The sequence below is a fragment of the Pectobacterium peruviense genome (assembly GCF_002847345.1).
Taxonomy (GTDB): domain Bacteria; phylum Pseudomonadota; class Gammaproteobacteria; order Enterobacterales; family Enterobacteriaceae; genus Pectobacterium; species Pectobacterium peruviense.
The window spans coordinates 140,047-162,225 of the sequence record NZ_LXFV01000007.1 but is presented as its reverse complement, the minus strand read 5'-3'; the positions used below and the strand labels follow the sequence as shown (position 1 = coordinate 162,225).

The window sequence follows — 22,179 nt, the reverse complement described above, 5'->3', positions numbered from 1 at the left end:
TCGTGTGTTCCCTACAAGGGGAAGACCCCGAAGATGACGCAGGCGAACGTCATGATGACGCTGGCGGCCCAGAGCACAGGAATAGAGAACTTCTGGTGGTCGGCGAGATCGACACCCGCGAGACTGACCAGCAGGAAGGTGGCTGGCGTCAGCGGGCTAACCGGGAAGCCGGTGGTCATCTGTCCTAATACGGAAGCTTGTGCGACCTGAATCGGCGGTACGCCCAGCATGTCCACGGTGTGGGCAATCACTGGCATGATGCCGAAGTAGTACGAATCAGGGTCGAACACCAGACTCAGCGGCATGGAGATCAGGCCGACGATAAACGGAATGTGGGAGGCAAAAGATTCCGGCACAAAGCTGACTGCCGAGAGCGACATGGCTTTCAACATGCCCGTACCGCTCATGATGCCGGTGAAGGCACCCGCCGCGAACAGAATGCTGGCCATCATCAGTGCGGCTTTAGCGTGGGCGTTAATACGCTCTTTCTGCATTTCAACGTTGGGGTAGTTGAACATCAGCGCCAGCGTCAGGGCGATCATGAAGGCGACCGTCGGTGAAATTTTGGTAAACACCATGGTGCCGATAACAGCAAGAACCAGCGCAATGTTGACCCAGAACATCTTCGGACGACGCAGCACTTTTTCTGCATCGGTCAGCTCTTTCACATGCTCTTCAGCCGTGATGGATCGCGAGCCACCTGCCAGTGGATTACCTGCTGCCAGCCCCAGACGTTTCTCTTCTTTCTTGCCCCAGTAATAGCCCATGAGCACCATGAACGTCAGGCCACAGACCTGTGCCGGGATGAGTGGAATGAACAGGTCGTGTGTGGTGGTGTTCAACGCGGCGGCGGCACGGATCATCGGCCCGGTCCACGGCAGGAAGTTAACCCCCGCGCTGAGTGCCGTAATGCCGACCAGAATACGCTTATCCATACCGAGCTTATTAAACAGCGGTAGCATGGCAGGAATGGTGATCAGGAACGTGACGGCACCGTTGCCGTCCAGGTGTGCAATCAGTGCTAACACGCCCGTACCGATAATGATTTTTACCGGGTTGGTGCCGACCATGCGTAAGATCCCTTTGATAATAGGATCAAACATACCGGCATCGGTGACTACACCGAAGAAGGCGATGGCAAAAACAAACATCGCTGCCATCGGTGCCAGCTTGGTGATGCCGTCCACGACGTATTTCGCGGTATCGGTGCCGCTACCTGCGGCAAGTGCACCGAGAACCGGAATAACGATGAGCGCCACCAGAGGCGACATTCGCTTTGTCATGATGAAAAATAGCAGGGTAGCTATGGTGAGTACCCCGATGAGAGCCAGCATAAAAGTTCCTCATTAGTATAATTTACCCGTCATACTTCACGCTGCTTGTGCGTTGGCCGCCCTTACTCACCCCAGTCACTTACCTGAGTAAGTTCCTGAGGATTCGCTCGGTTGCCGCCTTCACGCAACGCGAATTATTTAGGGGACTGTATGTTGCCCATATGTTTCATTTACAATAAATTAAACAACTCAATAACAATCCATGTAATAATTAACAAATAAAAAATGAATGCTTATCCCAGAGTCATTTGATTTTTTGTCTGCGCTATTTTTATCACCTCTGCCCCTCTTTATACTAACTCGTAATAGCAATGGTTTTATTCGTAAATCTGATGGGTTTATTTCATTTGTTAATGGAATTAATTGTTCTGGTTTTCTTATTAATGGCTAATTGGTTGATTTGGTTTGTATAGTTAGGTCTTTTTGTTCAATTGTTTTTTACGGTTTGTGATATTTATCTAGAATGTCCATTTTTATGAATGCCGGACGTTGTTTGAATGGAATTAAATAAATGCGGGAAGGATCATAAAAATAGTAGGTGCCATTCGTTTTCTATTGAATTTGTTCCTTTCTTACCGGAGACTTCATTTTATTTATATAAAAACACTATGAACCTATCGATAAAACAATTACGCGCCTTTATCGCACTGACTGAGACTGATAATTTCACGCGTGCCGCTCAGAAAATAAATCTCTCTCAGCCTGCATTTAGTTCATTAATTGCCGGGCTAGAGGAAGAAGTCGGCTATCGGCTATTTGACCGTGATACACGCAAAGTGCAGCTCAACGCCGACGGCCTCCATTTCATTGATATCGCCCGTCGACTGGTGCAAACCCACGATGATGCCGTGGGTGAAATCAAGTCTTATGCCACAGGCTATAAAGGGAAAATTGTGCTGGCGGTACTGCCGTCAATGGCGGTGGAATGGTTGCCTCAGGTGCTAGCGCAATATCACCGCGCTTACCCCAAGATTAAGGTTGAACTGCTGGATACGCAGTGGGATCGCTGTCTGAAAGCCGTGCTGGATGGGCGTGCCGACCTGGCGCTGACGGCAGGGCAGCCGTCAGCGGGAACGTTCAGCTCCCGTATGCTGTTCGCCGACAGTTTTTATTTGATCTGCCATAATTCGCATCCGCTGGCGCAGCAAAACAGTGTTGATGTGGTCGACGTGGCGCAATACCCGTTTGTCGGGTTTTGCAAAGGCACCAGCATCCGGCAGTACACCGATCAGCTTATCGAACCGGAGGGTTTTAACTACGTGCTGGAAGTGCGTCAGTTAACCACCATGATGGGGCTAGTGGCGGCAAATTATGGCGTAAGTATTGTGACGGGGCTGACGCTGTTCCAGTTCCAACACAAAGATATCGCGATTATTCCATTCCGGGATTTATCGTTGCAGCGTGGCATCTATCTGGTAACGGATAAAGAACGCCAGCTTTCGGTGTGCGCAAAAGAGTTTTATGATTTTCTTCTGGATCGTGCGGAAAGTTTTGTTCCCGCTGCGTGAGAATCCAAACTGCCTGCAACGCGAGCTTAGCTGGCGTGCAGACAGTTTGGTGATGACAGGCGTCAGGGTTTTTTCTTCGGCCAGTCGTCGTCTTCTTCATTGTCCCATTTATCGTTGTTGTCACGATGCGGCGGCAATTTCGGTTTGTTGAGCAGAAAACGCGTATGGTCAACGTTGCGTAATTCTTTGATGCCGTTAATCAGCATGCCTATCAGGATAATCAGGATTATCCACCAGTAATCAGCCAGCCATGCCATGGTCACGCCTCATCAACGTTATGAATGTAACGGGTAAACAGCTGCGGCAAGTGCTGGCAAAGCCAGTGGTAGCCTGCAATGTCTTCATCTTGCCAGGCGGCAAGGATGAGGTCCGGTGTAAGCTGTTCTTCCGCATACTGTGCTAATGGATAATAGCTGATATGCCAGGGTTCGACTGCGACACCGCCGAGATCGTGCGCATAAGGCCGGTAAAAACCGTATTCATGCATGTGCGCGCTCAGCCACGTGTTCAGTGCGGAAAAATAGCCACCTTCTTCATACTCCCACGGCTCCAACTGGAGCGCGCTGTCTGCGGGTAATAAATCCGGGTCGTAGATATCAAGATCGCTGCCCCAATGGTGACGGCTGGAGCCGGGCATCGCAGACCAGCGCAGAATGGCTTCACAGCGTTCGCCGTCGTCCAGAGACGAGATATCTAGCGGTTGGCTGTTGGCATCCATGACGGCACGTTCGCCACGAAACTTGCTATTCCAGATCTGACGCTGGCGCTCGAAATCGCGAAACGTGCTGGCGGGCTGTAGGTTAAATCCCGCTGTTTTTGCCGCATGCTGTAGCGCCAGAAACGCCGTTACTGCCTCCGGCTGAAGACGATGACGACCGTGTAAAGCGACCAGATGCTGGTCACTTTTACCGGTTAACATTGCTGGCGTCATCATGCGATGAGCTGCTCCATAATGCGCTGGTACATCCGGCTCAGTAGTTGCAGGTCTGCCGCGCTGACGCATTCGTCCACTTTGTGGATCGTGGCATTGACGGGGCCGAGTTCAACAACCTGCGCACCCATGCGGGCAATGAAACGGCCATCGGAAGTGCCGCCATTGGTCAGCAGCTCTGGGGTGACTTCGTTGTAATGTCTGACGGCATTCACCACGGCATCGACCAGCTCGCCGCGTGCGGTCAGGAATGGCTGTCCGGAGAGTTTCCAGTCGATGGTGTAATCAAGCTGGTGGCGATCCAGTAATTCCGCCACGCGCTGCTGGATTAACACATCCGTTAATTCGGTGCTGAAGCGGAAATTGAACTGCACAAACAGTTCGCCGGGGATGACGTTATTGCTACCTGTGCCGGCCTGAATATTGGCGATTTGCATGGTGGTTGGCGGGAAGAAATCGTTGCCCTGATCCCACTCGGTGGCGATCAGTTCGTTTAACGCTGGTGCTGCACGATGAACGGGGTTGTCCGCCAGATGAGGATAGGCAACGTGCCCTTGCACGCCGTGTACGCGCAGATTCGCGGTGATAGAGCCGCGACGACCGTTTTTCACCACATCGCCCACGACATGCGTGCTGGACGGCTCGCCGACCAGACAGTAGTCCAACCGCTCATTACGTGCCATCAGCGCGTCGACCACTTTTACGGTGCCGTTAACGGCACTGGCTTCTTCGTCTGACGTAATCAGAAACGCTAAGCGCCCCTGATGGTTAGGATGGGCTGCTACAAAGCGCTCGGCGGCAATCACCATGGCTGCCAGTGAACCTTTCATATCTGCCGCGCCGCGACCATACAGCATACCGTCACGAATGATGGGCTCAAACGGCGGATGCTGCCAGTGGCTTTCATCGCCGCTGGGAACTACGTCAGTGTGCCCCGCGAAGGCCAGAGTCTTCCCTGTGCCGCGCCATGCCCAGAAATTTTGGGTATCGCCAAAATCCATCGCTTCGACGGTAAAGCCAATTGCCGTCAGGCGTTCAATCATGAGTGCCTGACAGCCCTCGTCATTCGGACTGAGGGAAGGGCGTTTAAGTAACTGTTGAGCGAGCTCTATGACTGGGCAAGACACGTTATTTGTTCTCCGCAATAAATTTCTGATAGCTGTCGATACTAAATCCAAGCAGCGCATTGCCGTCATTGGCAATCAGTAAAGGCCGTTTAATCACTGCTGGCTGTTCCAGCATGATGTTTTTAGCGGCCTCTGCGCTGTCGAGAGTATCGCTGTTGATCCGTTCACGCAGTTCTTCGCTGAGCTTACGCCAGGTCGTTCCGCGCGTGTTGAGTAAAGCCTGAAACCCCAGTTGATCGATAAAACGCTGTAGCAACTGTGCATCCAGACCGTCGACGCGGTAATCATGAAACTGATACGCCACCTGTTGATCTTCCAGCCAGCGGCGCGCTTTCTTCATGGTGTCACAGTTTTTAATGCCGTATAGGGTCAGCGCCATAGGGGTAAAATCCTTTCTGCTTATTGAGTTGCATGACGATTGCTGTGTAGGACAGCATGGCCTGATTGGGCACAATCGTGCGATAGCCCAGCATGCCGAAAAAAGGCGGGGAGATCTACTGTGAACTGCGTTGCAGAAATAGACGGTAGTACACTTTTTATACTTTCATAACACTTTTACCTGATTAAAAAGTGTGCGTATAATATGTCGCCGTTAATCACCAAGAGGTTCGCATGGTAGAAGCAGAAGTGAGTACTTGGAAAGATTTTATTGAAGCAATGTTACGCAAATAATAACGAGAAGTACCGATAGTCATTGCATACCAGGAATAAAATCATACGAATAAAGCAGTATTGAGTCTCTCAATACTGCTTTTTTTCTATCCCCGTCATACTTCAAGCTGCATATACGTTGGCAATACTCGGTCCATATCTGAACCTCGCCCTGAAGGGCCACCGCTAGCGGCGTTCAAATTGGCTAAGCCAATCTGTCCTCGCTCACCCCAGTCACTTACCTGAGTAAGCTCCTGGGGATTCACTGTGTCGCCGCCTTCCTGCAACTCGAATTATTTAGGGGTAAAAAGGGGAAACTTGAGTAAATAAAAGAGGGTATTATTGGTCAGCGTGTGAATCTCGTTTTTCTCTATTTAATTCATCAGGATGACTGGTTAAGTGCAAATTTCGCTGCGGCGATGGCGTGGAGGTAACTGGTATCAAAAAGAGGAACTGTCGCATCTCCAGTGCTGATTAATAGCGGGATCTCTGTACAACCCAGAATGATGCCTTCCGCTCCTTGCTGTTCAAGCTGCTTGATAATTTCCCGATAAACCTGCCGCGATGTGTCGTTAATGTTCCCAAGGCACAGTTCGTCGTAAATGATGCGATTAACTAATTCTTTCCCCGTTTGGTCAGGAACAATCACGTCCACACCAAACCGTTCCTGAATGCGCTGGCGATAGAAATCCTGCTCCATTGTGTAGCGGGTACCGAGCAAACCGACTTTCTTCAATCCGTGCTGTTTCAGGCTGGCACCGGTGGCATCGGCAATATGCAAAAGGGGAAGCTGACTGGTGCGTTCAACCTCATCAGCGACTTTATGCATGGTGTTGGTACAGATGACGATAGCGTCTGCCCCCGCCTGGCGTAACCCTGCGGCGATATTACCCAGTACGGCTGCTGCCTGCGCCCAATCACCTTGTGACTGCAATTGTTCGATCTCATGAAAATCGACACTGTGCAGAATGATTTTGGCGGAGTGCAGGCCACCAAGTTGGTTTTTCACATATTCATTGATAATGCGGTAATACGGGATCGTGGATTCCCAACTCATACCCCCGATCAGACCCAGCGTTTTGCTTACCATGGTGCTTCCTTTGATATCATAAAAAGTGATGAATCGGTCCGAGCTGAGCTCTCTGCGTTCTGCATCGAGTTAAAATAGGGCAGCGAAGTCGCTCGGTATACATTTTTAGCGAATTTTATCACTTTTTATCCAACTTCAACTGGACAAAAGGTCAATCTATTGTTGTACTGTACCTGACACAGATTTTGTGTCTTTCATTCATGTAAAGGTAAGTTTGATGTCTAAGATTAAAGGTAGTGTTAAGTGGTTTAATGAGTCGAAAGGCTTCGGTTTCATTACTCCAGAAGACGGTAGCAAAGATGTGTTCGTACACTTCTCTGCAATCCAGAGCAATGGTTTCAAAACTCTGGCTGAAGGTCAGCGTGTAGAGTTCGAAATCACTGACGGTGCCAAAGGTCCTTCTGCTGCTAACGTTAACGCTATTTAATTATACCGATTTCGTGAAAAACCCGCCAATGGCGGGTTTTTTTTGCTTTATTTTCCACGTGATATCAGTGTGTTGTCACCCAGGTGACCAAGGTAAACGCCAATGCGGTCATAAGTAATGAGCCCGCCAAATTCAACAGCACGTGTAACCCCGCCGCAGCCAGCTGTCCGCTTTGCAGAAACATCACGACTTCTGCGGAAAAGGTCGAGAACGTCGTTAAGCCGCCGCACAGCCCAGTAGTAATCAATATTTTCCAGTCCTGATCGAGATGAGGATGGCGCAGGAAGAAGGCTAACGCGCCGCCAATAACGAAAGCCCCAATCAAGTTGGCAAGCAGAGTGCCCAACGGTAGCGTTGGATACAGGCTGTTAAACTTAACGCCCAACTGCCAGCGCGCCACGCTACCGACTCCGCCACCGATAAATACCGCGAGTAATGTACTAAACATAGAGACCTTTCTTGGATTGCTTTTGCATGGATTATTTTCGCATGGATTGTTTTGCGATCTCGGAGAGTCTTGGGCAGGACGCTACGCCCTCTCTGCGAGGTGGACGTAGACATCATTAGCCGAGCGGCGGTTGTACCCTATTTTTCAGGCCGCCAGCGTTTTTATCGGCGTTAGGGTAGGGAGGAATGTCATCTCCGCTTTAGTGTGAAAAGTTTACGCCGTCAGACGGGATTTTTGTAGTGATGCAGGGCGGAAAGTTGTAAAGCAATCTGAATGCACGCGAAAGCGCCGTCTTACTTTGTTACAGATGGCAATTGTGTCGTGCTGCGTAAGGTTTTACATAGAGGACATAGGATACAAAGAGTTTTTTCGACAACCATTTTTTCGACAACAATAGTTCGACAAGTACGTGTTCTCGTTCGCTGGCGTCTCCAGCCTCTGTAAATCAGGTAGGTTTGTATGGAAGGTATCAGTATTGCCAAACTGTTGGTAATTGGCGCATTAATCATTCTGCTGTTCGGTACGAATAAACTTCGTAGCTTGGGCGGCGATTTAGGTACGGCGATTAAAGGCTTCAAGAAGGCGATGAATGATGATCAACCAGCCAAGACGGATGAAACGGCTGCGCTGAATGATTCGTCTCGCAAAGAATCCTGATCGCACTCCAGATAAAAAAACGGACGGCAATTGCCGTCCGTTTTTTATTCCACACAAAAAATGTGTAAAAAACTATGAGCGCTTATTTTACTTCGATGCCCTTGGCCTGTAAGTCGGCATGGTAGGACGAGCGAACAAACGGGCCGCAGGCAGCGTGGGTAAAGCCCATCGCCATCGCTTCGGCTTTCATCTCATCGAACTCATCCGGGCTGACGTAGCGCTGCACGGGAAGGTGATGACGGCTCGGCTGTAAATATTGTCCCAGCGTTAGCATGGTCACCCCGTGGCGGCGCAGATCGCGCATAACTTCCACAATTTCAGCATTGGTTTCCCCCAATCCAACCATCAGGCCAGATTTAGTCGGGATATCCGGGTGCGCGCTCTTGAAGTTTTCCAGCAGCTTCAGCGACCATTCATAGTTCGCACCAGGGCGAACCTGACGGTAAACGCGTGGCACGTTTTCCAGATTGTGGTTGAACACATCAGGTGGCGTGGCGGTCAAGATTTCCAACGCACGATCCATACGACCACGGAAATCTGGTACCAGCGTTTCAATACGAATATGTGGATTTTTGCGGCGAATAGCGCTAATGCAATCCGCAAAGTGCTGAGCACCACCGTCGCGCAGGTCATCGCGGTCAACGGAGGTGATCACGACATAGCGTAAGCCCATATCGTGGATCGTCTGTGCCAGTTTCTCAGGCTCATTGGCATCCGGCGTGAGCGGGCGACCGTGGGCAACGTCACAGAACGGGCAGCGACGCGTACAAATGGCACCCAGAATCATGAAGGTCGCGGTGCCATGGTTGAAGCACTCGGTCAGATTCGGACAGGACGCTTCTTCGCAAACTGAGTGCAACCCGTTTTTGCGCATTGCCGCTTTGATTCCCTGAATACGGCTCGAATCTGCCGGAAGTTTAATCTTCATCCATTCAGGTTTGCGCAGAAGCTCTTGGCGTTCGGTGACGACGGTACGTACCGGAATTAGGGCCATCTTATCGGCATCGCGGTATTTGACACCGCGTTCGATCTGAATCGGTTTACTCATGTTTGCGTAAGTTCCAGTTCTGAATCGTTTCTTTAAATTTATTATTCAAATTCAAAGGATTATGTTTTTTGTTAAACTTTTTTTTAAAAAACTATAAAAATTATATCATCTTGCCTAATCACAATCAGCCCTTGCACGATCAAAATGAAGAAATTATGTGAATAAAATGTAATTTATCAAAAAACGGTCGTCTAACTAACTGATTTTTATTGACAGAATGAAACAGGTTAACCAAAAAGCGGCTTACCCTGAACGTCCAGATTCCACGGAATATATTCGGGTGCGGAATAGCCGACTAACTGCAAAAAGGTCTTCACCAGCACGGGCGAGGTGTCATCCAGCGTCACGCCTGGCACCAGATCGCTTAGCTGCGTCATTTCCATACCCGCGTAACCACAGGGGTTGATGCGCAGGAAAGGAGAGAGATCCATGGCGATATTGAGCGCAAGCCCGTGGAAAGAGCAACCTTTACGAATACGCAGCCCTAGCGAACAGATTTTACGCTCACCTACGTAGACGCCGGGTGCATCAGGGCGCGCATGGGCTTCAATCTGGAAATGTGCCAGTGTACCAATCACGGTATTTTCAATCGTGGTAACGAGTTGGCGAACGCCGAGCTTGCGACGTTTCAGGTCAATCAACACGTACATCACCTGCTGACCAGGGCCGTGGTAGGTCACCTGGCCGCCTCGATCGCTCTGAATCACGGGAATATCGCCGGGCATCAGTACATGTTCGGCTTTGCCAGCCTGACCTTGTGTGAATACGCGAGGATGCTGAACCAGCCAGATTTCATCTGGGGTTTTATCATCACGTCGGTCGGTGAAGTTATGCATCGCCAGAGAGACGGGTTCATACGGTTGCACGCCGAATTGACGTACGATGATCTTATCCTGTAGCAAGTGTGTCATCTTCAGGTTAAGGAAAGGTGGGGTGATTATAACGGCGGGAAGCCTCAGCGAACAGCACTATGCAAAATTACACAACACAAAGCTGTGGTCACAAAACCATAGTTACGCAGCCGTGCCGCACTCGCCAATGTTCCCGCACTGTCTTCTTACAACACCATCCGCACGATGTCGATATTGCCCAGTTCTTCGTACAGCGTTTCCACCTGCTCAATGTGAGTCGCCGTGATGGTGATGGAAACAGAGTGATAATTCCCTTTGCTGCTGGGTTTGATCTGCGCAGTGTAGTCGCCAGGCGCATGACGCTGTACCACTTCAACGACCAGATCGACTAACTCCGGCTTTGCTTCACCCATGACCTTGTAAGTAAAAACGCACGGGAATTCAAGCAGTTCGTTTAATTTGGTTTTCATTTGCGCTCCAGATAGGGTAATACCGTCGGTATTAGCACTGACATATGTACATCATACTAGAAAATATAACTCCCGCATTCTGCGGGAGTTAAGGATACGACTTATATGGGGACGTTTTGGCCCCAGACAAGGTGGATTAGCCGAACCAGTGATGGAACATCAGTTTGATGTAATCGATCATGCGGCCAAAGATTCCGCCTTCTTTCACTTCGTTCATCACCACCAGCGGGCGCTGATCGACGGTCTTGCCATCCAGTTGGAAGTTGATGGAACCCACAACCTGATTTTTGGCTAATGGTGCATGCAGTTCTGTGTTGTCCAGAACATAGCTGGCTTTCAGATCTTTCATGCGGCCGCGCGGAATGGTCAGGTAGGCATCTTTCTCCACGCCCAACGCAACGCGATCGTTGTCGCCAAACCAAACTGGCTCAGAAGCGAATTCTTTACCTGCTTTCAACGGTGCGACGGTTTCAAAGAAGCGGAAGCCCCAGGTCAGCAGTTTTTTGCTTTCTGATTCACGTCCTTTAGCATTACGCCCGCCCAGTACCGCCGAAATCAGGCGCATCTGGCCTTCTGTTGCCGAAGCGACCAGATTAAAGCCGGCTGATGACGTATGGCCCGTTTTGATGCCGTCAACATTCAGGCTGGAATCCCACAGCAAGCCGTTACGGTTAGGCTGGCGAATATTGTTGAACGTGAACTCTTTCTCTTTGTAGGTCGCGTACTCTTCTGGAACATCTCGGATTAACGCCTGACCGATCAAGGCCATATCACGCGCTGAACTGAACTGGCCGGGTGCATCCAGACCGTGCACGGTTTCAAAGTTGGTGTTTTGCAATCCCAGCGCTTTAACGTAACCGTTCATCAGGTTAACGAAAGCATCTTGGCTACCCGCAACGTAGTCGGCCATCGCGACGCAGGCATCGTTACCGGATTGCAGGATAATGCCGCGATTTAATTGGGAAACAGGCACACGGTCGCCTGGCTTCAGGAACATCAGGGAAGAACCCTGGAAGGTTGGGTTACCCGTTGCCCAGGCATCTTTACCGACGGTAACGATGTCGTTCGGGCTGATTTTTCCTGATTTAATCGATTGACCAATGACGTAGCTGGTCATCATCTTCGTTAAGCTGGCCGGATCGCGGCGCGTGTCGGCATTCATTTCCGCCAACACTTTCCCAGAGTTGTAATCAATCAGGATGTAGGATTCAGCATCGATTTGCGGGACGCCGGGGATCATCGTTTTAAGATTGATATCTTCGGCATAGGCAAAGGAAGAGGCACTAATGACGAGCAGTGCGCCAAGCGCAGTACGCTTAGTAAAACGAGACGTGTTTACAGTATTCATGATTGGAACAACAACATCCGTGGGTATGAGTTAAAAACGAGCCACACTATAGCAGATGGGGAAAGGGCAGGCATCAGGCATTACGTTACGTGATTTTGCAAAAGGGCGGTATGTTCAATGCCATAGCCGCCGCTTTTGCTTCGTGAGCCTGCCGATTATCCGTTACTAGAGAGTGCCGGGTGCGGCGGTAATAAACGACTGCTGCTGAGCTTCGACTGACAAACGTTGTTGAAGTTCAGCGGCTTGCTGACGATTCTGGAATGGCCCCAGTTGGATACGGTACAGCCCACCACTTGCCGTGACTTTACCCGCCACACGGAAGCGTTCACTTAGGCTGCGCTGCCAGGTTTGCGCTCGCTGCTGATCGCTCAAGGCACCGACCTGTACCACATAGCGACCTGTAGTAGCAGAGGACGTTGTTGCTGCAGGAGCGGTAACCGCAGCGGCAGCTGGCGCGATGTTCATTGGCGCAGTGGATGGTGTTGCGGTTGGCGTCACGTTTGACTCAACCACGCCAGCACGCAGTGCAGAAGGCGCCCCTAAAAAACCGCCGCCGTGCGATGGTGCGCTGCTCTGCGGCTGAGCATTTTCTGTTGGTGTGCTCAGGCTGCTATTGCTGATCGGGCGAACGGCGCTGTTGGCGGTGGGGGACGTCGTTTCCATCATGGGCGTACCCAGTCCGCTGGCACCAAAGCTCGGGCGTTCCGGCAGGGAGAAGCTTTGCTTGGCAACGGTGGTGCCTACGGTTCCTGGACCGGAGAGCGTGCCGTCAGGCGCGACGCTGATGAAATCCACTTTTACTTTGGTGTTGTTAGAAATGTTGAGTCGATCGCCTGCCGCTTTCGACAGGTCGATGATTCTGCCCGGCGTGTAAGGCCCGCGGTCGTTGACTCGAACAACCAGACGGCGACCGTTGCTTAGGTTAGTCACGCGCACATAGCTCGGTAGGGGCAGCGTCGGGTGGGCAGCAGTTATTGCATTAGGGTCAAAAACTTCGCCGATTGACGTGCGGTTACCGCTGGCTTCTTCGCCGTACCATGTTGCTAAACCCGCTTCGCTAAAGTTTTGCGGATCTTTGACAATTTTATAGGTCTTGCCTTTGATGCTGTAGTCTTGCAGAGTACCCTGATTGTAGGGTTCATAACGAGGTTCTGCACCACCGATCTCTTCCGTCGGTCCGCTGTAAACTTGGGTGACTGGCGGCGCTGGTTGCCGCTGTTCCGTTGTGGTACAGGCCGCAAGCGCCAGAGTTGCTACGCCGACCCAAAGCCAATCCTTACGCATTGCTCACCTCGTGTTATAAATTCTTAGATAGCAGTTTGCGGTGAGTATGTATCGACATGACGATACCGAACCCCGCCATTAAGACGACCAGCGCCGACCCGCCGTAGCTGATTAGCGGTAGCGGCACGCCAACGACAGGAAGTATACCGCTAACCATCCCGATATTGACGAAAACATAGAAGAACAGAATTAACATCAGCCCGCCGACCATAACCCGGCCAAACGAGGTTTGCGCATTAGCGGCGATCATCAGACCGCGCATGATCATGAACAGATACATCGCGAGCAGAATCAAGACGCCAATTAACCCGAGCTCTTCTGCCAGCACAGCAAAGATAAAGTCAGTGTGTCGCTCTGGCAGAAACTCTAACTGAGACTGTGTGCCATGCAGCCAGCCTTTTCCAGACAAGCCACCTGAGCCTATGGCAATTTTCGACTGAATAATATGGTATCCGGCACCGAGGGGATCGCTTTCTGGATCGAGCAGCATCATGACTCTGGCGCGCTGATAATCATGCATAAGGAAGAACCAGAGTAGCGGAATAAACGCGGCGAGTAGCAGCACGGCGATGCCAATTAAGCTCCAGCTCATCCCCCCTAGAAAAAGGACAAACAACCCGGATAACGCGACCAGAATTGAGGTGCCTAAATCCGGCTGTGCGGCAACCAACAACGTAGGAACAAAAATCAGAATCAGTGCGATCGCCGTATTTTTTAGCGACGGCGGGCACATATCACGGTTGATAAAACGAGCAACCATCAGAGGTACGGCGATCTTGGCTATTTCCGATGGCTGGAAACGAATGAAACCCAAGTCCAGCCAGCGCTGTGCGCCTTTACTGATTTGTCCAAAAATATCCACGATTAGCAGTAAAATCACACAGACTACGTAGAGATAGGGGGCCCAGCCTTCGTATACGCGCGGGGGGATTTGCGCCATCACGATCATCACCGTAAATCCCAGCACAATTTGAATGACTTTTCGCTCCATCATGCCGACGTCTTGCCCGCTAGCGCTCCACAAGACAAATAGGCTATAGCCCAGCAGTGCCAGAATGCAGAGAAGAAATGGCAGATCGATGTGGATTTTCGCCCAGAACGATCCCTTTTGTTGGCTATCGGTCATGAATGTCTGTTACTCACTTTCGCTACCCGGTGGCGCAGGTGGCGCACTAGGTAAATCGGTATTGTTATCACCCAGCAGGATATGATCGAGGATCTGGCGGGTGATGGTGCCAACGGTCGGGCCTGCGCCACCGTTTTCCAGAATAATCGACATCGCTACTTTAGGGTCCTTATACGGGGCAAACGCAACCATTAATTTATGGTCTCGCAGATGTTCTGCGATCTTGTGCGCATTATAGGTTTCGTTTTCTTTCAGGCCAAAGACCTGTGCCGTACCGGATTTTGCTGCAATTTTATAAGGTGCATCATCGAAACTTTTGTGGGCAGTTCCGTTAGGCCTATTCGCTACGCCATACATGCCGTCCTTCGCCACTTCCCAATAACCTGAGTGGATGTTGCCAATCTGCTGATTTTCGGTCTGTTTGAAAGGTATGATCGCGCCATTTTCCCGCGAGCTATAAAGCAGATGCGGCGTTTTGACCTGGCCGTCATTGATCAGCGTAACCAAGGCTTTATTCATCTGGATAGGCGTCGCAGTCCAGTAGCCTTGACCAATCCCGACTGGAATAGTATCACCCTGATACCAGGGTTTTTTGAATCGTCCTAATTTCCACTCTCGCGTTGGCATATTGCCTTTGCTTTCTTCCGAAATATCGATACCGGTTCTTTCGCCGTAACCAAATTTGGTCATCCATTCAGACAAGCGATCGATACCCATGTCATAAGCGACCTGATAGAAGAAGGTATCCGCGGACTCTTCCAATGATTTGGTGAGGTTAAGGCGACCATGGCCCCATTTTTTCCAGTCACGGAAGCGTTTTTCTGAGCCAGGCAATTGCCACCAGCCGGGATCGAACAGGCTGGTGTTAGTGGTGATCACACCTGCGGTCAGGGCGGAAACCGCGATATAGGGTTTAACGGTAGAGGCTGGAGGATAAATCCCCTGTGTTGCACGGTTGATCAACGGACGATTAGGATCGTTTTGTAATTTTGCATAATTTTTGGTGGAAATTCCGTCGACAAACAGGTTGGGGTCGTAACTGGGCGTGGAAACCATCGCCAGAATACCGCCGTCGCGTGGGTCGGTCACGATCACGGCGGCGCGGCTGCCTTCCAGCAATTTTTCAATGTAGATTTGCAGGCTTAGGTCCAGCGTCAGATAAATATCACGCCCAGCCTGCGGTGGCTGTTCGTGGAGCTGGCGGATCACTCGGCCACGGTTGTTAACTTCAACTTCTTCATAACCGGGTTTGCCGTGGAGCAGATCTTCGTAATGACGCTCAATACCCAGCTTGCCAATGTCACGCGTGGCGGCGTAATCGGCAATTTTTTCTTCTTTGGTCAGTCGCTCCACTTCTTTGTCGGTGATTTTGGAGACATAGCCTGTGACGTGGGTTAGTGCAGATCCATAAGGATAATAGCGGCGTTGATAGCCCTTAACCTCAACGCCGGGGAAGCGGTATTGGTTGACGGCAAAACGGGCAACTTGAATCTCATCGAGTCCGGTTTTTACCGGAATAGAGGTAAAGCGGCGTGAACGCTTGCGCTCTTTTTCAAAATTTTCCAGATCGCTATCGGTCAGATCGACGACCGGGCGCAGCGCTTCCAGCGTATCGTTAAGGTTGTCGACTTTGTCGGGCACCAGCTCTAATTGATAGATGGTGCGGTTCAACGCCAGCGGCGTACCGTTACGGTCGTAGATAATGCCGCGACTGGGCGCGATAGGAACCAGCTTAATGCGGTTCTCGTTGGAACGCGTGCGATAGTCATCAACACGCAAAATTTGCAGATGATAAAGATTAGCGACTAATACACCGGAAAGCAGCAAAATGCCCAGAAATGCCACCAAAGCGCGGCGCACGAACAGGGCAGACTCAGCCGTATAATCACGAAAGGGTTTACGTTCTACTTTCATCCAGTGTTATTTCACATGTTTCATCGTATCGCCTTACTCCCGGTGGTAAGGGTGATTAGTCGTAATGCTCCATGCACGATACAGGCTCTCCGCTACCAGTACACGCACCAACGGGTGTGGCAGCGTTAATGGTGAGAGTGACCAGCTTTGCTCCGCTGCGGCTTTGCACTCCGGCGAAAGCCCTTCAGGTCCGCCAATCAGCAGACTGACATCGCGCCCATCCTGTTTCCAGCGCTCCAACTGTTGCGCCAAATGCGGCGTCTCCCAGCGAGTACCTGGAATATCCAGCGTAACAATACGGTTGCCTTTGCCTACTGCCGCCAGCATCTGTTCGCCTTCGCGCTCCAGAATGCGTTTGATATCGGCATTTTTACCCCGCTTCCCCGCTGGGATTTCGAGCAATTCGAAAGGCATGTCTTTCGGGAAGCGCCGCATATAATCGGTGAAGCCAGTCTGCACCCAGTCGGGCATTTTGGTGCCAACGGCGACCAGTTGCAGTTTCATGCTAGCCCCACAGCTTTTCCAATTCGTATAACTGGCGGCTTTCTTCTTGCAATACATGAACCATCACGTCACCTAAATCGACAACAACCCAGTCAGAGGCATTTTCACCCTCAACGCCGAGTGGAATCAGACCCGCCGCGCGTGAGGATTGCACGACGTGGTCGGCAATAGATGCAACATGACGTGTAGATGTGCCCGTGCAGATAACCATGTAATCGGTGATGCTGGATTTACCCTGGACGTTGAGTACAACGATGTCCTGAGCTTTTAAGTCATCGACCTTATCAATAACGAAGTCTTGGAGTGCTTGACCTTGCAAAGGTTCCCCCTCAATGGCGTTCTGTCAGTAATTGATGAACGCGTGTGGCGCTGAATTGTTTAGGAAAAATGTAAATCACCGAGTAATTGCCGAGAATTTCCGTTTTTCCCGGTGATTGAAACCAGCCGCGGAGTATATCACGCGCTTTTGCCGAGTGGTATAAAGCCCGTGGCTGATGGGTGGGAAAACCTGCGCTATTGGTACAGGCTGTGTTCGTTGATGTAACGGAGTACGACAGGCGGTAATAAATCGTGGCAATCCAGACCTTGCTGGCGTCGCTGGCGAATATCCGTTGCGGAAATAGTGACCAGCGGTGTGTCTGCCAGGAAGATTCGCCCATGCGGTTGCTGATGAAGATCCTCAGGCATGTGAGTCTGATGATCGTCAAGCCACTGTTGTAATTCTGGCGTTTCCAGCGTCGAGCGATAGCCGGGGCGAGCGCACACGAGCAAATGACAAACGCCGAGCAGATCCTGCCAGCGGTGCCAGTGGTGTAGCGTCAGCAGCGAGTCTTGCCCGATGATAAATCCCAACGGCGCATCATGGCCTTTTTCAGCTCGCAGTGCTTCCAGCGTATCAATGGTGTAGGAGGGCGTTTGCCGTTGCAGTTCACGATCGTCCACGGTAAAGAGCGGGTTGCCTTCCACAGCCAGTTCAGCCATATGAAAACGCTGCCGGGAACTGGCTTCGGGTTGTTGTCGATGTGGCGGAACGTTATTGGGCATCAGGACGACCTGAGTCAATCCCACTAGCTTTGCCAGCGCGGTGACCGGCTGAAGGTGTCCGTAATGAATGGGATCGAACGTGCCGCCAAAAAATGCTGTTAACGATGGCACTGCGGTGGGCTTATTCAGATGAATGCCTCCGGCAAGGCTTTGCCGCACAGCAGCATGGCAAGTGATTCAAGTTCAGACCAAACGGACTGACCATAGTCTTGCTTTAACGTTATCTCCACCTGCGCCAGCAATCGCACGGCCTGCTGTAGCTGCTGAAGAGAGAGACGCTGTAGTGCCTGAGTGAGCAGGTCACGCCGGTTTTGCCATACTTTTTGCTGATCGAATAACGTGCGCAGCGGTGTGTCTGACATGCGCCGTTTCAGCGCCAACAGCTGTAGCAATTCACGCTGCAGCGTACGCAGTAAAATGACGGGTTCGCAATCTTCCTGCTTTAGCTGCTGCAAAATGTGCCACGCGCGTTTGCCTTTTCCTGCCAGTAACGCATCAAGCCAATGGAACGGTGTGAAGTGAGCGGCATCGTTGACTGCATTTTCTACGCGTGGCAGGGTCAGCTTGCCATCGGGGTAAAGCAGCGCGAGCCGTTCTAACGCCTGAGACAGTGCGAGAAGGTTGCCTTCATAGCAATAGCAAATGAGCTGCGTGGCCTGTTCATCCAGCGTCAACTTCATGACTTTGGCGCGTTGAGCAACCCAGCGTGGGAGCTGTGCCTGTTCTGGCGTCAGGCAATTTATATAGACACTGTCTTGTGCCAGCGCTTTGAACCAGGCGCTGTTTTCCTGCGCTTTAGTCAACTTATGACCGCGCAGAATCAGCAAAATGTCGGGGTGTAACAATCCAGAGAGCTTGACCAGATTTTCGCTCATCGCTGCATTCGGGCCGTTTTCCGGCAAGATCAGCAGGAGAGATTGGCGCGAAGCAAACAGGCTGAGCGCCTGACAGGTACCGAAAACTGCATCCCAGTCGGTGTGCAGGTCTAGGATGAAGCTGAAATGCTCGCTGAATTCGTGTTGTTGAGCGACCCGTTTAATGCTGTCGAGACTTTCCTGCAGCAAGAGCGGGTCTGTACCAAAGACCAAATAACAACCGCGCAGCCCCTCATGGAGCTGCGCGGTGAGTTGTTCGGGGTAAAGCCGAATCATGAACGCTTGGCGGAAGTGATTGAGTCGGTGGACTGCAGCCGATTTTTGACTTCCTGGCTACCGTTGATGGTCAGCAATTTACGTACTAACTGCTGGGCAGCCTGCTCACGCATTTCCTGACGGACGATGTCCTGTTCGGCATCTTTCGCCAGTGCAGCCAGCGGGTTATCAAAGAACGTGCGGAACACCGTCACACTGAGCGGATAAATATCTTCACCCGGCATCAGCACTTGCGCCTGCAACGTCAGCACCATTTGGTATTCCGCTGTTTTACCATCCTGAAAAATAGAGACGGTATCGCGCGTTTCGCTTGAGCCCAGTACCCGCAGAGACGGGATATCCTGACGCGTCGCGTCGTCAACGATTTTCACATCGCTGAGACGGAGCTGCTCGCGCACTGAACGCGTTAGCGGGCCATAAGGGTCACTGCTGTCGAGCACCAGCGTTTGTAACTGCGCAGGCACTTGTGTCGTGCCGCGCAGATGAAAACCACAGCCAGCGGTGATTAACACTGCTAGCCCCAGCACCAACGTGAATAGACGATGTCGCACAGTTCCTCCTTGCCTTAACCCACAACCAGGTTAAGCAGTTTACCAGGGACATAAATCACTTTACGAACTGTGACGCCGTCCAGATATTTCGCGACCAGCGGTTCCTGAGCAGCGCGTTCGCGAACCTGTTCTTCGCTGGCGTCAGCGGCAACGGTAATTTTACCACGTACTTTACCGTTAACCTGAACGACGACAAGCTTGGAGTCTTCTACCATCGCGTTCTCATCAGCAACCGGCCACGGCGCAGTATCAACGTCGCCTTCACCTTGCAGCGCTTGCCACAGGGTAAAGCAGACGTGCGGCGTGAACGGATACAGCATACGAACGACGGCCAGCAGCGTTTCCTGCATCAGCGCGCGATCCTGATCGCTTTCCTGCGGCGCTTTTGCCAGCTTGTTCATCAGCTCCATGATGGCGGCGATCGCGGTGTTGAAGGTCTGGCGACGGCCGATATCATCGGTCACTTTAGCGATAGTTTTGTGCAGATCGCGACGCAGTGATTTCTGATCTTCGGTCAGTGTAGTGATATCCAGTGCTGTTACAGCACCTTTCGCGGTGTGCTCGAATGCCTGTCTCCAGACGCGTTTCAGGAAGCGGTTCGCGCCTTCTACGCCGGATTCCTGCCATTCCAGCGTCATTTCTGCCGGAGAAGCAAACATCATGAACAGACGAACGGTATCTGCACCGTATTTCTCTACCATGACCTGCGGGTCGATGCCGTTGTTTTTAGACTTCGACATTTTACTCATGCCTGCGTAGACCACGTCACGGCCTTCGTTATCTACGGCTTTAACGATGCGTCCTTTCTCATCACGATCAACGGTAACGTCGGTAGGAGAAACCCAGTTGCGTTCGCCGTTATTACCCAGATAGTAGAACGCATCGGCCAGCACCATGCCCTGACACAGCAGACGTTTGGCAGGTTCATCGGACGTAACCAGACCAGCGTCGCGCATCAGTTTGTGGAAGAAGCGGAAATACATCAGGTGCATGATGGCGTGTTCGATACCGCCAACATATTGATCAACGGGCAGCCAATAGTTGGCAGCAGCCGGATCCAGCATTCCTTGATCGTACTGCGGGCAGGTGTAGCGCGCGTAGTACCAGGAGGATTCCATAAAGGTGTCGAACGTGTCGGTTTCACGCAGCGCTGGCTGACCGTTAACGGTCGTCTTCGCCCATTCTGGGTTAGATTTCAGCGGGCTGGTGATGCCATCCATCACGACATCTTCCGGCAGAATGACCGGTAACTGATCTTCTGGCGTTGGGACAACGGTACCGTCTTCCAGCGTCACCATTGGAATTGGCGCGCCCCAGTAGCGCTGACGGGAGACACCCCAGTCGCGCAGGCGATAGTTAACTTTACGCTCACCAATGCCTTTTTCTACCAGCTTATCGGCAATGGCATTGAATCCAGCCTCGAAATCCAGTCCATCAAATTCACCGGAGTTGAACAGGCTGCCTTTTTCTGTCATCGCCTGAGCGGACAGATCGGGCTCGCTGCCATCGGCATTCAAAATAACTGGCTTGATAGATAGATCATATTTGGTGGCGAATTCCCAGTCGCGCTGGTCGTGGCCCGGAACGGCCATCACTGCGCCTGTGCCGTATTCCATCAGAACAAAGTTGGCAACCCAGATAGCGACTTTTTCACCGTTCAGTGGGTGAATGGCATACAGGCCGGTCGCCATGCCTTTTTTCTCCATCGTCGCCATATCAGCTTCAGCGACTTTGGTATTACGGCATTCTGCAATGAAATCAGCCAGCGCTGGATTTGTTGCGGCAGCTTGCGCTGCGAGAGGATGACCTGCGGCAACAGCAACGTAGGTCACGCCCATGAACGTATCTGGGCGAGTGGTGTAAACACTCAGTTTCTCTTCACTGTCTGCCACGTCAAAGGTGATTTCCACACCTTCGGAACGGCCGATCCAGTTACGCTGCATGGTTTTGACCTGCTCAGGCCAGCTTTCCAGCGTATCCAAATCATTCAGCAATTGGTCTGCATAAGCGGTGATTTTGATAAACCACTGCGGAATCTCTTTACGTTCAACCTTGGTATCGCAGCGCCAGCAGCAGCCGTCGATAACCTGTTCGTTCGCCAGCACGGTCTGGTCGTTCGGACACCAGTTAACGGCGGAGGTTTTTTTATAAACCAGACCTTTTTCGTACAGCTTGGTGAAGAACCACTGTTCCCAACGATAGTAGTCGGGTTTACAGGTCGCGACTTCACGATCCCAGTCATAGCCAAAGCCCAGTAGTTTAAGCTGGTTTTTCATGTAATCGATGTTGGCGTATGTCCAAGGGGCTGGCGCAGTATTATTTTTGACCGCAGCACCTTCAGCAGGCAGGCCAAACGCATCCCAACCGATCGGTTGCAGAACGTTTTTCCCCAGCATGCGCTGATAGCGGGAAATCACGTCGCCGATGGTGTAGTTACGGACGTGGCCCATATGTAGTCGGCCAGAAGGGTAGGGCAGCATGGAAAGGCAATAGTATTTTTCCTTGCCGGGCTGTTCGGTGACTTTAAATGTCTGCTTCTCTTGCCAGTGAAGCTGGACGTCCGCTTCTATCTCTTCTGGGCGGTATTGCTCTTGCATGGCTGCCAGGGGTCCTGTTTAGTGAAGAATCGCTACGTGAGTAGCCTCTTCTGATTCATAACAAAAGATCCGCATAGCATAGCCGTAAGCGGCGCGGGCAACAACACCCAGCGCCCGA

At 51.5% G+C, this 22,179-nt stretch carries 24 protein-coding genes and 1 riboswitch; of the genes, 4 read left to right on the top strand and 20 right to left on the bottom strand.

Translation table 11 applies throughout. From position 1 onward, the window contains the following. Positions 1 to 11: 11 nt before the first annotated feature. Positions 12 to 1,334: a CitMHS family transporter gene (locus A0G03_RS07800; RefSeq protein WP_048259251.1), complete on the bottom strand. Its 1,323-nt coding sequence runs from the start codon at positions 1,332 to 1,334 to the stop codon at positions 12 to 14. 608 nt (positions 1,335 to 1,942) lie between these two features. Between A0G03_RS07800 and A0G03_RS07795 the strand changes: the two genes are divergently transcribed. Further along, positions 1,943 to 2,842: a LysR family transcriptional regulator gene (locus tag A0G03_RS07795; protein WP_048259252.1), complete on the top strand. Its 900-nt coding sequence runs from the start codon at positions 1,943 to 1,945 to the stop codon at positions 2,840 to 2,842. A 62-nt stretch (positions 2,843 to 2,904) separates the two neighbouring features. Here A0G03_RS07795 and A0G03_RS07790 read toward each other — a convergent pair whose 3' ends face one another. Genes A0G03_RS07790 through A0G03_RS07775 form a run of 4 tightly spaced genes read right to left on the bottom strand, consistent with a single transcriptional unit; the run spans position 2,905 to position 5,279 of the window. Beyond that, the gene (locus A0G03_RS07790) at positions 2,905 to 3,099 is read right to left on the bottom strand and encodes a YpfN family protein (RefSeq protein ID WP_048259253.1); all 195 of its coding nucleotides are present in this window, start codon (positions 3,097 to 3,099) and stop codon (positions 2,905 to 2,907) included. Between the two features lie 2 nt (positions 3,100 to 3,101). Next, positions 3,102 to 3,776 carry a M15 family metallopeptidase gene (locus tag A0G03_RS07785; RefSeq protein ID WP_048259254.1) on the bottom strand — a complete coding sequence of 225 codons (675 nt, stop codon included), beginning with the start codon at positions 3,774 to 3,776 and terminating at the stop codon, positions 3,102 to 3,104. Further along, on the bottom strand, positions 3,773 to 4,900 hold the full coding sequence (dapE, locus tag A0G03_RS07780; protein WP_048259255.1) for a succinyl-diaminopimelate desuccinylase: 1,128 nt from the start codon (positions 4,898 to 4,900) through the stop codon (positions 3,773 to 3,775). The genes A0G03_RS07785 and dapE overlap by 4 nt, the downstream gene beginning before the upstream one ends. Before the next feature lies 1 nt (position 4,901). Next, a complete protein-coding gene (locus tag A0G03_RS07775; RefSeq protein WP_048259256.1) occupies positions 4,902 to 5,279 on the bottom strand; it encodes an ArsC family reductase in 378 nt (125 codons plus the stop codon). 233 nt (positions 5,280 to 5,512) lie between these two features. Between A0G03_RS07775 and ypfM the strand changes: the two genes are divergently transcribed. Next, entirely contained in the window at positions 5,513 to 5,572 is a 60-nt protein-coding gene (ypfM, locus tag A0G03_RS22105; RefSeq protein WP_143485675.1) for a protein YpfM, read from the top strand. 361 nt (positions 5,573 to 5,933) lie between these two features. Here ypfM and A0G03_RS07770 read toward each other — a convergent pair whose 3' ends face one another. Continuing rightward, positions 5,934 to 6,641: an aspartate/glutamate racemase family protein gene (locus A0G03_RS07770; RefSeq protein ID WP_048259257.1), complete on the bottom strand. Its 708-nt coding sequence runs from the start codon at positions 6,639 to 6,641 to the stop codon at positions 5,934 to 5,936. A gap of 217 nt (positions 6,642 to 6,858) precedes the next feature. On the opposite strand from A0G03_RS07770, the gene cspE reads away from it, so the two are divergent. After that, positions 6,859 to 7,068, top strand: coding sequence for a transcription antiterminator/RNA stability regulator CspE (gene cspE / locus A0G03_RS07765; protein WP_005976270.1), 210 nt, complete (start codon positions 6,859 to 6,861; stop codon positions 7,066 to 7,068). A 64-nt stretch (positions 7,069 to 7,132) separates the two neighbouring features. On the opposite strand, the gene crcB is transcribed toward cspE, so the two are convergent. Then, positions 7,133 to 7,516 carry a fluoride efflux transporter CrcB gene (gene crcB, locus A0G03_RS07760; protein WP_048259258.1) on the bottom strand — a complete coding sequence of 128 codons (384 nt, stop codon included), beginning with the start codon at positions 7,514 to 7,516 and terminating at the stop codon, positions 7,133 to 7,135. A 99-nt stretch (positions 7,517 to 7,615) separates the two neighbouring features. Then, a riboswitch (Fluoride riboswitch) is annotated at positions 7,616 to 7,721 on the bottom strand. Between the two features lie 254 nt (positions 7,722 to 7,975). Here crcB and tatA point away from each other — a divergent pair. Further along, on the top strand, positions 7,976 to 8,173 hold the full coding sequence (tatA, locus tag A0G03_RS07755; protein ID WP_048259259.1) for a Sec-independent protein translocase subunit TatA: 198 nt from the start codon (positions 7,976 to 7,978) through the stop codon (positions 8,171 to 8,173). A gap of 82 nt (positions 8,174 to 8,255) precedes the next feature. Here tatA and lipA read toward each other — a convergent pair whose 3' ends face one another. From lipA to leuS, 13 genes are all read right to left on the bottom strand, one after another. After that, a complete protein-coding gene (gene lipA, locus A0G03_RS07750) occupies positions 8,256 to 9,221 on the bottom strand; it encodes a lipoyl synthase (RefSeq protein ID WP_048259260.1) in 966 nt (321 codons plus the stop codon). Positions 9,222 to 9,448: 227 nt separating this feature from the next. Beyond that, positions 9,449 to 10,132, bottom strand: coding sequence for a lipoyl(octanoyl) transferase LipB (gene lipB, locus A0G03_RS07745; protein ID WP_189315247.1), 684 nt, complete (start codon positions 10,130 to 10,132; stop codon positions 9,449 to 9,451). A 146-nt stretch (positions 10,133 to 10,278) separates the two neighbouring features. Next, a complete protein-coding gene (ybeD, locus tag A0G03_RS07740; protein ID WP_048259262.1) occupies positions 10,279 to 10,542 on the bottom strand; it encodes a DUF493 family protein YbeD in 264 nt (87 codons plus the stop codon). A gap of 136 nt (positions 10,543 to 10,678) precedes the next feature. Further along, positions 10,679 to 11,890 (bottom strand): D-alanyl-D-alanine carboxypeptidase DacA, encoded by a 1,212-nt coding sequence (gene dacA, locus A0G03_RS07735; protein WP_048259263.1) that lies wholly within the window; start codon positions 11,888 to 11,890, stop codon positions 10,679 to 10,681. 165 nt (positions 11,891 to 12,055) lie between these two features. Further along, positions 12,056 to 13,174 carry an endolytic peptidoglycan transglycosylase RlpA gene (gene rlpA, locus A0G03_RS07730; protein WP_048259264.1) on the bottom strand — a complete coding sequence of 373 codons (1,119 nt, stop codon included), beginning with the start codon at positions 13,172 to 13,174 and terminating at the stop codon, positions 12,056 to 12,058. 13 nt (positions 13,175 to 13,187) lie between these two features. Beyond that, complete coding sequence (gene mrdB, locus A0G03_RS07725; RefSeq protein WP_048259265.1) at positions 13,188 to 14,300, bottom strand: peptidoglycan glycosyltransferase MrdB; 1,113 nt, start codon at positions 14,298 to 14,300, stop codon at positions 13,188 to 13,190. A gap of 9 nt (positions 14,301 to 14,309) precedes the next feature. Beyond that, entirely contained in the window at positions 14,310 to 16,214 is a 1,905-nt protein-coding gene (mrdA, locus tag A0G03_RS07720) for a peptidoglycan DD-transpeptidase MrdA (RefSeq protein ID WP_048259266.1), read from the bottom strand. A gap of 33 nt (positions 16,215 to 16,247) precedes the next feature. Next, entirely contained in the window at positions 16,248 to 16,718 is a 471-nt protein-coding gene (gene rlmH / locus A0G03_RS07715; protein ID WP_048259267.1) for a 23S rRNA (pseudouridine(1915)-N(3))-methyltransferase RlmH, read from the bottom strand. Position 16,719: 1 nt separating this feature from the next. Next, a complete protein-coding gene (gene rsfS / locus A0G03_RS07710; protein WP_005976293.1) occupies positions 16,720 to 17,037 on the bottom strand; it encodes a ribosome silencing factor in 318 nt (105 codons plus the stop codon). A 194-nt stretch (positions 17,038 to 17,231) separates the two neighbouring features. Continuing rightward, positions 17,232 to 17,921, bottom strand: coding sequence for a nicotinate-nucleotide adenylyltransferase (nadD, locus tag A0G03_RS07705; RefSeq protein ID WP_048259268.1), 690 nt, complete (start codon positions 17,919 to 17,921; stop codon positions 17,232 to 17,234). Further along, positions 17,888 to 18,913, bottom strand: a complete 1,026-nt coding sequence (holA, locus tag A0G03_RS07700) for a DNA polymerase III subunit delta (RefSeq protein WP_048259269.1) — start codon at positions 18,911 to 18,913, stop codon at positions 17,888 to 17,890. Before holA ends, nadD begins: the two co-directional genes overlap by 34 nt. After that, positions 18,910 to 19,464, bottom strand: a complete 555-nt coding sequence (gene lptE, locus A0G03_RS07695) for an LPS assembly lipoprotein LptE (RefSeq protein ID WP_048259270.1) — start codon at positions 19,462 to 19,464, stop codon at positions 18,910 to 18,912. Before lptE ends, holA begins: the two co-directional genes overlap by 4 nt. A 14-nt stretch (positions 19,465 to 19,478) precedes the next feature. Next, positions 19,479 to 22,061 (bottom strand): leucine--tRNA ligase, encoded by a 2,583-nt coding sequence (gene leuS / locus A0G03_RS07690; RefSeq protein ID WP_048259271.1) that lies wholly within the window; start codon positions 22,059 to 22,061, stop codon positions 19,479 to 19,481. Between the last annotated feature and the right edge of the window lie 118 nt (positions 22,062 to 22,179).

Bases quoted from the DNA above. Each gene is read 5' to 3' on its own strand.
- A0G03_RS07800 (WP_048259251.1), bottom strand. From the start codon at position 1,334: ATGCTGGCTCTCATCGGGGTACTCACCATAGCTACCCTGCTATTTTTC.
- A0G03_RS07795 (WP_048259252.1), top strand. From the start codon at position 1,943: ATGAACCTATCGATAAAACAATTACGCGCCTTTATCGCACTGACTGAG.
- A0G03_RS07790 (WP_048259253.1), bottom strand. From the start codon at position 3,099: ATGGCATGGCTGGCTGATTACTGGTGGATAATCCTGATTATCCTGATA.
- A0G03_RS07785 (WP_048259254.1), bottom strand. From the start codon at position 3,776: ATGATGACGCCAGCAATGTTAACCGGTAAAAGTGACCAGCATCTGGTC.
- A0G03_RS07775 (WP_048259256.1), bottom strand. From the start codon at position 5,279: ATGGCGCTGACCCTATACGGCATTAAAAACTGTGACACCATGAAGAAA.
- A0G03_RS07770 (WP_048259257.1), bottom strand. From the start codon at position 6,641: ATGGTAAGCAAAACGCTGGGTCTGATCGGGGGTATGAGTTGGGAATCC.
- cspE (WP_005976270.1), top strand. From the start codon at position 6,859: ATGTCTAAGATTAAAGGTAGTGTTAAGTGGTTTAATGAGTCGAAAGGC.
- crcB (WP_048259258.1), bottom strand. From the start codon at position 7,516: ATGTTTAGTACATTACTCGCGGTATTTATCGGTGGCGGAGTCGGTAGC.
- tatA (WP_048259259.1), top strand. From the start codon at position 7,976: ATGGAAGGTATCAGTATTGCCAAACTGTTGGTAATTGGCGCATTAATC.
- lipA (WP_048259260.1), bottom strand. From the start codon at position 9,221: ATGAGTAAACCGATTCAGATCGAACGCGGTGTCAAATACCGCGATGCC.
- lipB (WP_189315247.1), bottom strand. From the start codon at position 10,132: ATGACACACTTGCTACAGGATAAGATCATCGTACGTCAATTCGGCGTG.
- ybeD (WP_048259262.1), bottom strand. From the start codon at position 10,542: ATGAAAACCAAATTAAACGAACTGCTTGAATTCCCGTGCGTTTTTACT.
- dacA (WP_048259263.1), bottom strand. From the start codon at position 11,890: ATGAATACTGTAAACACGTCTCGTTTTACTAAGCGTACTGCGCTTGGC.
- rlpA (WP_048259264.1), bottom strand. From the start codon at position 13,174: ATGCGTAAGGATTGGCTTTGGGTCGGCGTAGCAACTCTGGCGCTTGCG.
- mrdB (WP_048259265.1), bottom strand. From the start codon at position 14,300: ATGACCGATAGCCAACAAAAGGGATCGTTCTGGGCGAAAATCCACATC.
- mrdA (WP_048259266.1), bottom strand. From the start codon at position 16,214: ATGAAAGTAGAACGTAAACCCTTTCGTGATTATACGGCTGAGTCTGCC.
- rlmH (WP_048259267.1), bottom strand. From the start codon at position 16,718: ATGAAACTGCAACTGGTCGCCGTTGGCACCAAAATGCCCGACTGGGTG.
- holA (WP_048259269.1), bottom strand. From the start codon at position 18,913: ATGATTCGGCTTTACCCCGAACAACTCACCGCGCAGCTCCATGAGGGG.
- leuS (WP_048259271.1), bottom strand. From the start codon at position 22,061: ATGCAAGAGCAATACCGCCCAGAAGAGATAGAAGCGGACGTCCAGCTT.